The 12,622-nt window shown below is 70.0% G+C and carries 13 protein-coding genes; 8 read left to right on the plus strand and 5 right to left on the minus strand.

The features are described from left to right. Nucleotides 1–168: 168 nt before the first annotated feature. The 5 genes from ACZ60M_RS01250 to ACZ60M_RS01270 form a co-directional block, all read right to left on the minus strand. Nucleotides 169–981: a sugar phosphate isomerase/epimerase family protein gene (locus tag ACZ60M_RS01250; protein ID WP_465413496.1), complete on the minus strand. Its 813-nt coding sequence runs from the start codon at nt 979–981 to the stop codon at nt 169–171. Further along, nucleotides 978–2,114, minus strand: coding sequence for a dihydrodipicolinate synthase family protein (locus tag ACZ60M_RS01255; protein WP_465413846.1), 1,137 nt, complete (start codon nt 2,112–2,114; stop codon nt 978–980). The genes ACZ60M_RS01250 and ACZ60M_RS01255 overlap by 4 nt, the downstream gene beginning before the upstream one ends. Then, nucleotides 2,066–3,220: a Gfo/Idh/MocA family protein gene (locus ACZ60M_RS01260; RefSeq protein ID WP_465413498.1), complete on the minus strand. Its 1,155-nt coding sequence runs from the start codon at nt 3,218–3,220 to the stop codon at nt 2,066–2,068. Before ACZ60M_RS01260 ends, ACZ60M_RS01255 begins: the two co-directional genes overlap by 49 nt. 195 nt (nt 3,221–3,415) lie before the next feature. Further along, a complete protein-coding gene (locus ACZ60M_RS01265; RefSeq protein ID WP_465413848.1) occupies nt 3,416–3,781 on the minus strand; it encodes a hypothetical protein in 366 nt (121 codons plus the stop codon). After that, nucleotides 3,778–6,162: an SseB family protein gene (locus ACZ60M_RS01270; RefSeq protein WP_465413500.1), complete on the minus strand. Its 2,385-nt coding sequence runs from the start codon at nt 6,160–6,162 to the stop codon at nt 3,778–3,780. The genes ACZ60M_RS01265 and ACZ60M_RS01270 overlap by 4 nt, the downstream gene beginning before the upstream one ends. Nucleotides 6,163–6,361: 199 nt before the next feature. On the opposite strand from ACZ60M_RS01270, the gene ACZ60M_RS01275 reads away from it, so the two are divergent. The 8 genes from ACZ60M_RS01275 to ACZ60M_RS01310 all read left to right on the plus strand — a co-directional run bounded on the left by ACZ60M_RS01275 (nt 6,362) and on the right by ACZ60M_RS01310 (nt 12,582). Continuing rightward, nucleotides 6,362–7,540 (plus strand): S8 family serine peptidase, encoded by a 1,179-nt coding sequence (locus ACZ60M_RS01275; protein WP_465413502.1) that lies wholly within the window; start codon nt 6,362–6,364, stop codon nt 7,538–7,540. Beyond that, complete coding sequence (gene nth, locus ACZ60M_RS01280) at nt 7,537–8,301, plus strand: endonuclease III (RefSeq protein ID WP_465413504.1); 765 nt, start codon at nt 7,537–7,539, stop codon at nt 8,299–8,301. The genes ACZ60M_RS01275 and nth overlap by 4 nt, the downstream gene beginning before the upstream one ends. Then, nucleotides 8,298–8,858: a TlpA family protein disulfide reductase gene (locus ACZ60M_RS01285; RefSeq protein ID WP_465413505.1), complete on the plus strand. Its 561-nt coding sequence runs from the start codon at nt 8,298–8,300 to the stop codon at nt 8,856–8,858. Before nth ends, ACZ60M_RS01285 begins: the two co-directional genes overlap by 4 nt. Then, nucleotides 8,855–9,508, plus strand: coding sequence for an NUDIX hydrolase (locus ACZ60M_RS01290; RefSeq protein ID WP_465413507.1), 654 nt, complete (start codon nt 8,855–8,857; stop codon nt 9,506–9,508). The genes ACZ60M_RS01285 and ACZ60M_RS01290 overlap by 4 nt, the downstream gene beginning before the upstream one ends. Nucleotides 9,509–9,519: 11 nt before the next feature. Then, the gene (locus tag ACZ60M_RS01295; RefSeq protein WP_465413509.1) at nt 9,520–10,716 is read left to right on the plus strand and encodes a MarP family serine protease; all 1,197 of its coding nucleotides are present in this window, start codon (nt 9,520–9,522) and stop codon (nt 10,714–10,716) included. A 304-nt stretch (nt 10,717–11,020) separates the two neighbouring features. Next, a complete protein-coding gene (locus ACZ60M_RS01300) occupies nt 11,021–11,698 on the plus strand; it encodes a Crp/Fnr family transcriptional regulator (protein WP_030144656.1) in 678 nt (225 codons plus the stop codon). Nucleotides 11,699–11,860: 162 nt separating this feature from the next. After that, entirely contained in the window at nt 11,861–12,142 is a 282-nt protein-coding gene (locus tag ACZ60M_RS01305; protein ID WP_465413512.1) for a F0F1 ATP synthase subunit epsilon, read from the plus strand. Between the two features lie 2 nt (nt 12,143–12,144). After that, nucleotides 12,145–12,582 (plus strand): DUF2550 domain-containing protein, encoded by a 438-nt coding sequence (locus ACZ60M_RS01310; RefSeq protein ID WP_465413514.1) that lies wholly within the window; start codon nt 12,145–12,147, stop codon nt 12,580–12,582. Nucleotides 12,583–12,622: the final 40 nt, after the last annotated feature.

Below are 12,622 nucleotides of genomic sequence, written 5' to 3' on the forward strand. Positions count from 1 at the left end.
ATCCGCAAACGGAAAAAGGAGAGGGGGGTGGCGCGGCTGGAGGACGCGACGGCGGGGGGGGGACCGGAGTGCTTGACCCCTGCCGGTCCCGCCCCCGCGGCATTCCAGGGGGCTCGTCCGCGGGCGCTCCGGCATTGCCCAACCGCTGCCGGTGCGCCCGCGGCGCTCCTATGTCAGGACGCGCTCGAAAGCGGCCCTGGTCTCCTCGAAGACCTCCGCGCCCGGGCGGGCCCAGAGCGCGTCGTTGAACAGCTCCACCTCGATCGGGCCATCGAAGCCGGTGGCGTCGACCGCTTCGAGGTAGCGGCGCATGTCGATGCAGCCGTCGCCCAGCTGCCCGCGTCCGGTGAGGACGCCCGCGGGGAGCGGGGTGATCCAGTCGGCGAGCTGGAAGGACGCGATGCGGCCTTCGGCTCCGGCTCGCTTGATGCCTTGCCAGACTTCGGGATCCCACCAGATGTGGTACGTGTCGACCACGACGCCTACGGCCTCAGGGGAAAACGGCGCCGCGAGATTGAGGGCTTCGTTGAGGGTCGTCACGACGCACCTGTCACTTGCGAACATCGGGTGCAGCGGTTCGATCGCGAGCGTGACGCCCTGCTCGAGGGCGTACGGCGCCAGTTCGGCCAGGGCCGTCTTGACGCCCTCCCTCGCGCTGTCGATGGTGCCGCCCGGCTGGATCGGGCCCGAGACGAGGACGAGCGTCGGGGCGCCGACCGCGGCGGCCTCGTCGATGGCCTTCCGGTTCTCGGCCAGTGCTTCCTCGGTCGGGTCGGTGAAGAAGCCCGCCCTGCAGAGGCTGGTGACGCTGACGCCGGCCTCCTTGACCAACTTGGCGGTTGCTTCGACGCCCATCTCCTGCACCGGTTCGCGCCACAGGCCGATCCCGGAGCCGGTGCGCGCGCAGGCCTCCACGGCCTCGCGCTGGTCCCAGAACTTCGCGGTCGCGTGGTTGAACGAGAAGCGGTCGAGGATGCTCATGCGAGGGTCCGCTTCGGTTGGCCCGCTACCTTCAGCAGGGCGTTGAACCGGTCCATGGCGAGCACCTCGTCCGGGAAGAGGTTCACTTCCAGGGCCAGGTCGACGATCTCGCTGAAGTGCTTGATGGAGCGGGCGGATTCGAGGCCGCCGACCATCTTGAAGTGGTCCTGGTGGCCCGAGAGCCACGCGAGGAACACGACGCCGGTCTTGTAGTTGAAGGTCGGGGCTTCGAAGACCTTGCGGGCCAAGGGGACCGTCGGGTCGAGGATGGCGTGGAAACCGGCGACGTCGTTCTCGTCCAGGCGCTGCACGGCTTTCGCGGCGAGCGGCGCGAGCGGGTCGAAGATGCCGAGGAGCGCGTCGGAGTGGCCCTGCTCGTCACCGGCGATGAGGCGCGGGTAGTTGAAGTCGTCGCCGGTGTAGCAGCGGACGCCCGCAGGGAGCCTGCGGCGCACGGCGATCTCGGCTTCGGCGTCGAGCAGGCTCATCTTGATGCCGTCGATCTTGGCCGCGTTCTCCGTGATGATCTCGATGAACGTGTCCGCGGCGGCGTCGAGGTCCGAAGAGCCCCAGTAGCCTTCGAGGCTCGGGTCGAACATCGGGCCGAGCCAGTGGAGGATGGCCTTGCCGCTGACTTCGCCGAGGAGTTCGGCGTACAGGGCCTTGTAGTCGTCGGCGCTCTTCGCGCTGGCGGCCAGGGCCCTGGAGCACATGAGGATCGTGCCCGCTCCGGCGTCTTCGACGACCGCGAGCTGCTCGAGGTAGGTCGCGCGGATCTCGTCCATTGTGGTCGGTACGGCGCCGAGCTGGTCGGTGCCGACCCCGCACGCGAGGAGGTCGTCGGCGCCCGCGGCTTCGGCGGAGCGGCGGATGAGCTGCTTGGTGGCGTCCCAGTCGAGGCCCATGCCGCGCTGGGCGGTGTCCATGGCGTCGGCGATGCCGAGGCCGAGGTCCCACAGGTGCCTGCGGTAGGCGATCGTGGCGTCCCAGTCGACGGCGGCGGGGCGGCCGGGGCCGTTGTCCGCCAGCGGGTCCGCGACGACGTGGGCCGCGGAGTAGATGACGCGTGAGGTGAACTTGCGGGTCACAGGACCAGGTCCTCCAGCTCGATGCGGCGGCCTTCGCGGGCGGATTTGTACCCGGCTTCGGCCAGCTGGACGCCGCGGGCGGCGGCGAGGAAGTCGTGGTGCCACGGCTCGTCGTCGACGACGTGGCGCAGGAACTCCTCCCACTGGATCTTGAAGCCGTTGTCGAAGACCTCGTTGTCCGGGACTTCGTGCCACTGCTGGCGGAAGGGGATCGGCTGGTCGATGTCGGGGTTCCACACGGGCTTGGGGGTGTGGACGCGGTGCTGGGCGCGGGCTTTGCGGAGGCCCGCGATGGCGGAGCCCTCGGTGCCGTCGACGTGGAACTCGACGAGTTCTTCGCGGTCGACGCGGGTGGCCCAGGAGGAGTTCATCTGGACGACGGTGCCGTCTTCGAGTTCGAAGAGGGCGTACGCGGCGTCGTCGGCGGTGGCGGCGTAGGCCTTGCCGTGCTCGTCGAAGCGCTCGGGGATGTGGGTGACGACGTGCGCGGAGACGGACTTGACCTTGGCGAACGTCTCTTCGAACACGTAGGACCAGTGGGGGAACATGTCGAGGACCATGCCGCCGCCGTCTTCGGCGCGGTAGTTCCAGGAGGGGCGCTGGGCTTCCTGCCAGTCGCCTTCGAAGACCCAGTAGCCGAACTCGCCGCGCACGGAGAGGACGCGGCCGAAGAAGCCGGAGTCGACCAGGCGCTTGAGTTTGCGCAGGCCGGGGAGGTACAGCTTGTCGGCGACGGCGCCGTTCTTGACGCCGGCGTCGCGGGCGGCGCGGGCGAGGGCCAGGGCGTCGTCGAGGTTGGTGGCGATGGGCTTCTCGGTGTACACGTGCTTGCCGGCCTTGATGGCCGCGTTGACGGCGGCGAGGCGGTGCTGGGTGGTGAGGGCGTCGAAGTAGACGTCGATCTTGTCGTCGCCGAGGGCCTCGTCCAGGCTGGTCGTGTACTTGTCGAGGCCGTGGCGGCCGGCGATCTCGGCGAGCTTGTCGGCGCTGCGGCCGACGAGGGTGAGCTCGGGCCAGATCACGCTGCCGTCGGCGCGCTCCACGCCGCCCTGCTCGCGGATGGCGAGGAGTGAGCGCACGAGGTGCTGCCGGTAGCCCATGCGCCCGGTCACCCCGTTGAGGGCGATGCCGACGGTGATTCTCTCTGCCATAGGGATGTGCTCCAGACCTTGCCGAACATGGCGTGGGAAGCGTTCGCAGAACAGAATAGGCAAACGCTTTCTTATTTTCTTGAACTATACCCCAAACGACACCCGGGTGAAAGCGGTCTCCTGACAGTTTTCCCAGAACGGCCGCGCAGGTACGGGAAAAGCCCCGGCCGCTCGGCCGGGGCTCTCCTCGAAGTCCTAGAGGTACTGCTCGCTGATGTCGGCGACCTCTTCGGCGGGCGCCCAGATCTGGTACACGCCGTTGTCGTACGGCTCCAGCCCGAGCGAGCGGGCCACGTCGCTGCGGCCGCCGCGGTATTCGAGTCGCAGCCACTCCCCCGAAGCGCCGAGCACGAAGAACGGCTCGCCGCGCCAGGTCGCGATCGTGCGTACGTAGAAGAAGTCCTCGAGCTCGCCGATCGGCACGCCGCGCCGGAAGCGCCCGTCCGCGACCTCGACGAACCCGTCGCCGCCGGTGGGCGAGTACAGCCGCACGTGGGCGCCGTCGGGGCTGGAGTCGTATTCGGCGCCCTTCCAGCGGGCGATGTAGCCGTCGCGCATCAGGCGTCCTTCCATTCGCGGTCGCGGGTGTCGAGCACGTGCGCGGCCCGCTCCTCGGGGTTGGGACGCACCAGGTCGTAGTGCCCGTCGGCGTCGGCCCAGGCCTCGCCGAGTGCACTGTCGTATCCAGGAGCACTGTCGTAGCCGGGAGCGGCGTCGTAGCCGTACGCCTCGCCCATCGGGCCGCTCGGCGCGGGCCCGGCGGGCAGCGCCGGGGTAGCCGAGGCCTCGATGGCCGCGGGGCCGCCAAACGAGCCGTCGATCGGGGTCCACTCGCGGGTGTCGGCGTCGTAGAGCGCGATGTCGTGGACTTCGCCCCGCGAGTCGATCCGGTGGATCTTCGCGCCGTGCGGGAGCCGCACCGAGTCGACCTTGTGCTCGGGGATGCGCTCGTCGCCCTCGGAGGGCGCGAACCCGTCGCCGCGGAACGGGCCGGGCTCGACGACGGTGCCGCCGCGCGATTCGGCGGTCGCGTAGTCGTTGCCGCCCAAGGCCACCGGGTAGAGGTCGGTGCGGTAGCCGACCCAGCGCAGGACGTGCACCGAGTCGTCGGCGGGGCTGAACTCCTCGCTGGAGCGGATGAGCCCCAGCGCGAGGTACAGCTGCGCGGGCGTGCGCAGGTGGTCCACGGCCCCGGCGGGGTGCACGAAGCCGCCGACGCGGTCGTAGCCGCGTTCGAGGTAGAACGGCACCTGCTGGTGCGGGATGGTCTTCTGCCACAGGACGGGCTGGATCTTGTGCGACGGCGAGTTGGCGCGCGCGGCCGCGGCGTGGCGCTTCTCCATCTCGGTCGCGAACCGGAGCAGGTCCTTGGCCTCGGCCCATTTGATGAGCGGCTCGATCTCGGGGCCGCTCATGTTGGCGCCCACGGAGGTCCCGGGGTTGACGTACAGCGCGTAGTCCTGGGCGGGCCAGTGCTGGATGAGCCAGCCGAACGGGACGACCGTGTGCGCGGTTGCTTCACCGGCGCGTTCGGCCATGCGCTCGAGCGTGGTGTAGACGGTGATGCCGATGATGCCGTCGACGATGTCGCTGGACCAGCGGAACGCGGGGTCGCCGACGCGCAGGTGGGCGGCCTCGGGGTCGCCGATCGGGAGGATCACGCTGGCGCACAGGAGGGTCTGGAGGAACGCGGCGGTGTCGCCGGAGGTCGCGGCGGCGGCGAGCAGCGGCTCGGCCTCTTCGCCGCTGAGTTCGACCGGTTCGGCCTGGGCCTGCGCGCTGGGCTGCGGTTCGGACTCGGCGGGGCGGCGGCCGAAGGCGCTCGACATGGACGCGAAGGATTCGGCGGAGCGCTGCGGCTCGGAGCCGAAGGTGTCGTCGGCTCGGTACGCGTCGGGCTGGGGCGGGACGAACGCGGCGGCGTTCCCGAAGGATTCGCCTGCCGGGAACGGTTCGGGTGCGCCCGCGGGCGGCGCGGGGGCGCGGGTGGGCAGGGTCGACGGGTCGGGCTGCTGGTCGCGCAGCCAGTCGGGGGCGTCGGGCCATTCCTGCTGCTGGGGCTGGCTGGGCCACTGCGCGTCGGCGGGGAACGCCTGGGGCGCGGCGGGCGGCTGGGAGCCGAAGCCCTGCGGCTGCGAGCCGAATTCGCGCGGCTGGGAGCCGAACGAGCCGGGCTGGGACTGCTCGGGTTCGGGCGGCGGCTGGGACGCGAAGGAGTGCCCGTTGAACGGGTCGGCTTCGGGCGCTTCGGCGTCGCGCGGGGGCTGGCGCAGCGGGAGCCCGGCGGAGGTGGTGCCGCCGACGGTGGAGGCGGCCTGCTGGGCGGCGCCGTTCAGGTCGGAGGAGCGGCGCGGCGCGGGCGGGACTTCGGGGACCGGCGGGGCCGGGGGCATGAAGCTCTCGCGGCGGGGCTCCGGGGCGGGCGCCATCGGGTTCGCGAACGGGTCCGACTGGGCCTGCGGGAACGCGGGCGCGGACGAGAACGGGGACGATTGCGCGCCAGAGGAATAGGTGTCGCCGTACGGGTCGGCGGGCGCCGGTTCAGGTGCCGGGTCGGCCGGGACGGTGGTCATGCCCTGGGCGACTTGGGAGACGAACCAGGCCGGGAGGTACCCCTCGATAGGCAGGCCGGGGTTGACGGCGAGCCACCACTCCTCGTCGGGCCAGGCTTCGGCCAGCGCGGTGAAGGAGACGCGGCGGGAGGCGCCGGCGTTGTCGCGGAGGCAGGTTTGGAGTGCGGTTTCGGAGGTGAAGGCGAGGATGTGGGTGCGGTCGTCGGTGGTCCAGGTGGCCCAGGTGTCGGCGCCGGTCCCGTTGGAGTCCTCATAGGACAGTGGGAGGACGAGTTCGATCTGCGCCAGGGTGCGGAAGTATCCGTCCTGGTCTTCGGCTCGCAGCGCCTCTCGGAGGCGGTGCTCGATCTCGTTACTGGGTTCCCACATCGATCCCACTCAGCCCTTCCCCCCTACCGGTCTTGGATGGGGCGGTGCTCGTTGACGGTTTGCAGGCGTCGCCGAGGCGTGTCGAGGTAACGCGGCGTCCCCTCGCGATCGTCACCGTAACGCGAGGGGGTTGTCAAGTTTCCGTCAGTAGGGCGAGAATAACGAATTCATAAAGGAGAACGTGTGTCATTCCCACGCTGTGGGCCTGTCGCTGTGTAACGATCCGGTTCTCATGGGGGACCGCTTCGGACGCTTCGTTCTCGCCTGCGTGTGCTCGACGCTGTTGGCGCTCTTGCTCTCCGCGCACACGGGCCGTGCTTCTGCGCCTGCCGCGTGGCATCTGGCCGCGGTGGGGGCGCCGGAGGCGTGGCCGGTCAGTACGGGTGAGGGTGTGGTGGTGGCGGTGGTGGACTCGGGTGTGGACGCGGATCATCCGGCGCTTGCGGGGGCGGTGCTGCCGGGTCGCAGTTATGTGGATGTCGATCCGGGGGCGGAGCCGCGGCTGCTGGCGTTCGGGTCCGATCCGGGGCCGGTGTATGAGCGGGCGTTCGGTCAGGCTGATCCGGTGGGGCACGGGACTGCGGTCGCGGGGTTGATCGCGGGGCGGGAGGCGCATCATCTGGGGATCGCGCCGGGTGCGGAGATCTTGCCGGTGCGGGTGCTGGATGACGAGAACCGGTACCACGATTCGGCGATGGTGGGGGCGGCGGTGGAGTGGGCGGTGGACAACGGTGCGGACATCGTGAACCTGTCGCTGGGGGGTCACTATGATTCGCCGCCGTTCGCGGAGGCGATCGCGTATGCGGAGCGGCATGACGTGCTGATCGTGGCGTGTACGGGGAATCAGCATGCGGATGCGCCGGATGAGGACGTGTGGTTCCCGGCGCGGGTGTCGGATGTCCTCGCTGTCACCGGTTCGGACGAGCACGGCCACCGGTGGAGGACTGCAGTGACGGGTGAGGAGACGGATATTGCGGCGCCGGGTGCGAATCTGAATGCGCCGAAGCCGGGCGGGGGCTACAAGACGGTGACGGGGACGTCGTTCGCGTCGGCGGTGGTGTCGGGTGCGGCGGCGCTGGTGCGTTCGGCGCACCCGGAGTGGACTGCGGATCAGGTGCGGCGGGCGTTGACGGGTACGGCTGCTGCAGGCGATCCGGGTCTGGGTGAGGGGATCGTGGACGCGGCGGCCGCGGTCGACGCTGAGGTGCTGCCGCATGCTCCGGACCCGGCGGGGTCGGGGGTGTCGCCGGTGTGGAGTGCGGCGGCGACGGCTGCCGGTGGCGGCCTGCTGGGTGCGTCGGCGCTGCTCTTGCGCGGCGGGCGCGGTGCTCGCAGGGGCGGTCGGCTGTCGGGCCGTCCGCGTACCATGACGGGGTGACCGCCGCCGACGCCCGGAAGGGTAAAGAAAGCGAGCTGGCTAAGAAGCGCCGGGCCCGCGTCATCGACCGCCTGCTCGCCGCGGCCCATCCGGACGCGCATTGCGAGCTCGACTACGCGAACCCGCTCGAATTGGCGGTGGCGACGATCCTGTCGGCGCAGTGCACCGATGTTCGCGTGAACCTGACGACTCCGGCGCTGTTCGCGAAGTACCGTTCGGCGGCGGACTATGCGGAGGCGAACCCGGAGGAGGTCGAGGCGATCATCCGGCCGACGGGGTTCTACCGCAACAAGGCGAAGTCGATCATGGGCTTGGGGAAGGCGCTGGTCGAGCATCACGACGGGCGGCTCCCGGAGGACATGGAGTCCCTGGTGAAGCTCCCGGGGATCGGCCGGAAGACGGCGAACGTGATCCGCGGCAACGCGTTCGGCGTCCCGGGTATCACCGTCGACACGCACATGATCCGCATCACGAACCGGCTCGGCCTCGTGGACGGGAAAGACCCGGTGAAGCTGGAGTTCCAGCTGCAGAAGCTGATCGAGCACCGCGAGTGGACGATGTTCTCGCATCGGATCATCTTCCACGGCCGCCGCGTCTGCATCGCCCGGAAGCCGGCGTGCGGGGCGTGCACGCTCGCGGTGCACTGCCCGTCGTTCGGGGAGGGCCCGACGGACCCGGCCGAGGCCGCGAAGCTCCTCAAGGGCGACAACGTGGACGAGCTGATCCGGTTGGCCGGTATCGAGCACGCGGTGGGCGCGTGAGGCGACTGCTCACCGCTGCGGCGGCACTGTGCTTCTTGGCGGCCTGCACGAGCGAGTCGCCTTCACCAGGGGTCTCGGCTCCTGAAGCGGCCGAACCGACCTGGTCGGTCGCGTGCGCTTCGGGCACGGCCGAGGTCGAAGGGGTCGGCGACCTCGAACTCGACTGCCTCGGCGATGAGGCCGCTACCACCGTCGGCCCAAATGGGAAGCCGATGCTCGTGGTCCTGTGGGCGTCCTGGTGCGGGCCGTGTCAGGCCGAGGCCCCGGAGGTCGAGGCGTTCTACCAGGCGTACGGCGACCAGGTCGATGTCCTCGGGGTGGACACCGCGGACACGCGCGACATGGGCCGCTCGTTCGCGGAGGAGTTCGGCATGACCTTCCCTTCCGTGTTCGATCCCGATGAGGCCGTTCGTATCGGGCTCGGCGTGCCGGGCCTGCCCGGGGTCGCGTTCGTCAACCCCGACGGCACGGTCGCCGAACTCGTCGCCGAACCCGGCGTCACGACTGAGAGCCTCACCGAGACCGCCGAGTCCGCGTTCGGCCTGGAGCTGGCATGACCGAGACCCGACCCGACTGGTGGCCGCCGCTGCTCAAAGCCGCCGCGGACGCGAAGCCGCCCGTGATCGGCCGCGTCATCGCCGACCACCTCCTCCCCTACGAGGAGGACGACGCCCGCACCGCCTCGGTCCTGGTGCTGCTCAAGGACACTGACGAGGGCCCGTCGGTGCTGCTGCAGCAGCGGGCCGCCACGTTGCGCCACCACCCCGGGGAGGTCGCGTTCCCCGGCGGCGGGACCGAACCGGGCGACGCCGACGCCGCCGCGACCGCCCTGCGCGAAGCCGCCGAAGAACTCGCCGTCGACCCCGACTCGGTCCTGGTCGGCCGGTCCCTGCCGAAACTGTGGATTCCCGTGTCCGGCTTCGCGGTCACGCCCGTGCTCGCCCTGTGGACCCGCCCGCACCTGGTCGCCCCGCAGGCCGCCTCCGAAGTCGCCGCCGCACACCAGGTCCCGCTGCCGCTCCTGGCCGACCCGGCCTCCCGCGGCACCGTCCCGTTCCCTTCGGGCCGCAGCGGACCGGGCTTCCAGGTCGAAGGCGTGCCCTTGATTTGGGGGTTCACCGCCGGGGTACTGTCGTGGCTCCTGGACCTGGGCGGGTGGGCCCGCCCCTGGGACACCGGCCGGACGATGGAGCTCGAACGGCACTGAACGGAGGCGCCATGGAACCGGCCAGCGCGGGACTCCTCGTCGACGTCGTCATCGTGCTCCTGGCGCTCCTGTTCGCGATCAACGGCTACCGCGAGGGGTTCATCGCCTCCGCGACCACGTTCGTCGGGTTCCTCGGCGGCGCGATCCTCGGCATCCAGCTCGCCCCGTTCGCCGCCGACTTCTACTCCGAAGCGCTCGCGAAACTCATCGCGTCGCTGCTCGTCGTCTTCGCGCTCGCCCTCGGCGGCATGGCCCTCGCCACGTCGCTGGGGTACAAGCTCCGCAAGCGGCTGCGCCGCGACGGCACGAAGCGCCTCGACCACCTCGCCGGGCCGATCGTCTCGGTCGCCGCGGTCCTCCTCGTCACCTGGGTCGCGGCCGCGCCGCTCGCGAACTCCTCCATGCCCGCCGTCGCCTCCGCCGTCCGCAACTCCAGCCTCGTCTCCGGCATCGACGAGTACATGCCCGAAGCGGTCAAAGGCGTCTACGAGTCGATGCGCGAATCGCTCAACACCTCCGGGATGCCCGACGTGTTCTCCGGGCTCGACCCGACCGAGGCCCGCTCGGTCGAACCGCCCGACCCCGAGCTCGCCGCGTCCGGGGTCGTCACCGGCTCCGAGGGCTCCGTCCTGAAGGTCCACGGCACGGCGCCGTCCTGCGATCGCCAGATCGAGGGCTCCAGCTTCGTGTACGCCGACGGGCTCGTGGCCACCAACGCGCATGTCGTCGCCGGGACCGAGTACGTCCAGGTCGAATCCGACGGCGACATGTACGACGCGGAGGTCATCGTGTTCGAGCCCGAGAAGGACCTCGCGATCCTCTCGGTTCCCGACCTCGATGCTGCGCCCCTGCCGCTGCAGGCTGAGACCGCCGCGAGCGGCGAGGACGCGATCGTCCTCGGCTATCCGGGGGGCGGCCCGTACACCGCGACCGCCGCGCGCATCCGCGAAGCGCGCATCGTCACCGGCCCCGACATCTACGACGACGGCACCGTCACCCGCGAGGTGTACCAGCTGTACGCGCAGATCATCGGCGGCAACTCCGGCGGCCCCCTCCTCAACCCGGAAGGCGAGGTGATCGGAGTCATCTTCGCCGCCGCCGTCGACGACCCCGAGACCGGATACGCCCTGACCATGGACGAGTCCGCGCCGGTTCTCGAGGCCGGGCGCACCGCTTCGGGCCCCGTCGGCACCGGATCGTGCACGTGATCTGTGGGTTCCTGTGGGAATACGCCATTGCCTGATACTGGGCGTGGCGTCACATTGCAGGTAGGCTGTACCGGTCGCTGTCGACGCTTTCCGTTTACCGGAGACAAAACCCTGCTGAGACGGCGTGGTGAGTCTCTCGGGGTGACGCTCGGAACCGACGGAACGCATTCATTCGGATACGAATGTCGATTTCGGCGTCTACGTGCGCATGTGGATTTACGGGGGTCTCGCTCCCGCAATGCGGACAAGAGGCATAGACTCAGTACTTGCACTAGCGGTGCGTTGAAGAAAGGTGCGAACGGACATGGAAGATGTATTGGCCAGGGCCGCCCTGTTCAAGGGCGTAGACCCCGAAGCTGTCGAGTCGCTCATCAAAGAGATGGAGTACATCGACGTCAACAAGGGCCAGACCGTCTTCACCGAGAACGAGCCGGGTGACAGTCTGTACATCGTCATGTCCGGGAAGGTGAAGCTCGGCCGCCGCTCGGCCGACGGCCGCCAGAACCTGATCGCGGTCATGGGCCCGTCCGACATGGTCGGCGAGCTCGCGCTGTTCGACCCCGGTCCCCGCACCGCCACCGCCACCGCCTTGACCGACACCCGCCTGGCCCGCCTGTCCAAGACCGCCCTGCGGCCCTGGCTCGCGAACCGGCCCGAGATCGCCGAGCAGCTGCTCCGGGTGATAGCACGCCGGCTGCGTCGCACCAACGACTCGATGGCGGACCTCATCTTCACCGACGTCCCCGGGCGTGTCGCGAAGGCCCTGCTGCACATGGCGAGCCGCTTCGGCACCCGCGACGGCGGCGTCCTCCGCGTCACCCACGACCTCACGCAGGAAGAGCTCGCCCAGCTGGTCGGCGCCTCCCGCGAGACCGTGAACAAGGCCCTGGCCGACTTCGCCGGGCGCGGCTGGCTGCGCCTGGACGGCAAGAGCGTCATCATCATGGACCCCGAGCGGTTGGCTCGCCGGGCCCGCGTGTAACGCCCAAGGATGAACATGAGGCCCCCGGCGTCGCCGGGGGCCTTCTTGTTTCCACAGGTCCGGAGCGTGATCTCCCGATCACGCCCCTTGGCCGAGTCGACGTTCGCGCCGAACCCCGTCTAGACTTCCGGTAACCATCCCGGAGTCTGCTGAAGGAGCGTTGTGGCAGGGCAACTGAACGTCGAAGTCGTAGCAGTCGACTCGAAAGTGTGGTCCGGAACGGCCAAGGCCGTCTACGCGCGCACCACCGAAGGCGAACTGGGCATCCTCCCCGGGCACCAGCCGCTGCTGGGCGAACTGCGGATCGACAGCAACGTCCGCGTGCAGCCGGTCGACGGCGGCGAACTCGCCTGGCAGATCGAAGGCGGCTTCCTGTCGGTCACCACCGACGGGGTCACCATCCTCGCCGAGACCGCCGAAGCGGTCGCCCCCGCTTCGGCCTAGCCATGCTGAAGGCACTGCTCGTCGTCGCCGCACTGGCGGCGGCCGTCGCGGTGTTCCTCGTGCTCACGTACGTCCGCCGGTCCTTCCTGTCCCGCTCCGGCTCGGTGGCCATGGCCGCCCGGCTCTCCCGGCACATGGAAGGACGCGGCTGGGCCCCCGGCTTCGCCGTCTACGAACGCGGCACCCTCCGCTGGTACCGCATGTTCTCCCTCGCCTTCGGCCCCCGCTACTCCCTGCTGCGCCAAGACGTCCAGGTCTCCGAGCGCCGCAAACCCGCAGGGCCCGAAGCCCAGATCTTCCCCCCCGAAGTCGCGATCCTCCGCTGCAAGTCCTCCTCCGGCGAAGTCGAACTCGCGATGACCACCTCCGCGGTCACCGGGTTCCTCTCCTGGCTGGAAGCCGCCCCGCCCGGAGCCGAGTTCTACAGCGCCCGCGACTGACACGAAAACGCCTCCCCCGAGTCGATCGGAGGAGGCGTTC

Source organism: Glycomyces sp. NPDC050141 (assembly GCF_055586545.1).